The organism is Nostoc sp. CCY0012 (genome assembly GCF_963920855.1).
GTDB lineage: Bacteria > Cyanobacteriota > Cyanobacteriia > Cyanobacteriales > Nostocaceae > Cyanocohniella.
Window position 1 is genome coordinate 1 of sequence record NZ_CAWUDM010000244.1, and the last position, 1,018, is coordinate 1,018.

The window sequence follows — 1,018 nt, forward strand, 5'->3', positions numbered from 1 at the left end:
AAATTGTTCGTGAGGCTGATCTTGAGGAGCCATCCAAGCGCGGATACCCTCGTTCAGCAAAATGTTTTTGGTATAGAAGGTTTCAAATTCGGGGTCTTCAGCCGCGCGCAATTCCTGGGATACGAAGTCATATGCCCGGAGGTTGAGTGCTAAACCGACAATCCCAATGGAAGCCATCCACAAGCCTGTGACTGGCACAAACAGCATGAAGAAGTGTAACCAACGTTTGTTGGAGAAGGCAATACCGAAAATCTGTGACCAGAAACGGTTTGCGGTCACCATTGAGTAGGTTTCTTCAGCTTGGGTGGGGTTGAAGGCGCGGAAGGTGTTGGATGCTTCGCCGTCTTCAAACAAGGTGTTTTCTACTGTGGCTCCGTGAATGGCACACAATAGCGCTCCACCGAGTACACCTGCTACACCCATCATGTGGAAGGGGTTAAGTGTCCAGTTGTGGAATCCTTGTAGGAATAGTAGGAACCGGAAGATGGCTGCGACACCGAAGCTGGGTGCAAAGAACCAGGAAGATTGTCCCAAGGGGTACATCAGAAATACGCTGACGAATACCGCGATGGGGGCAGAAAATGCTAGGGCGTTGTAGGGACGAATGCCTACTAGCCGCGCAATTTCAAATTGCCGCAACATGAAGCCGATTAAGGCAAAGGCTCCGTGTAGGGCAACGAATGGCCATAAGCCACCGAGTTGGAACCAACGGGTGAGGTCTCCTTGAGCTTCTGGCCCCCACAGTAACAACAGGGAGTGTCCCATGCTGTCTGCGGGGCTAGATACTGCTACTGTCAAGAAGTTACAGCCTTCCAGGTAGGATGAGGCTAGTCCGTGGGTGTACCACGAAGTTACAAAGGTTGTACCGGTTAGCCAACCGCCTAGTGCTAGGTAAGCGCAGGGGAATAATAATATCCCTGACCAACCTACAAATACGAAGCGATCGCGCTTTAACCAGTCGTCTAGTACGTCAAACCACCCTCTTGTACTGGGGGCGCGTCCTACTGCGATGGTCATT

At 51.5% G+C, this 1,018-nt stretch carries 1 protein-coding gene; it reads right to left on the minus strand.

Annotation, left to right across the window (positions count from 1 at the left end):
• Positions 1-1,017: photosystem II D2 protein (photosystem q(a) protein) (psbD, locus tag ACM0OS_RS28955; RefSeq protein WP_414546618.1), on the minus strand; the 1,017-nt coding region annotated here is incomplete at its 3' end.
• Position 1,018 lies beyond the last annotated feature (1 nt).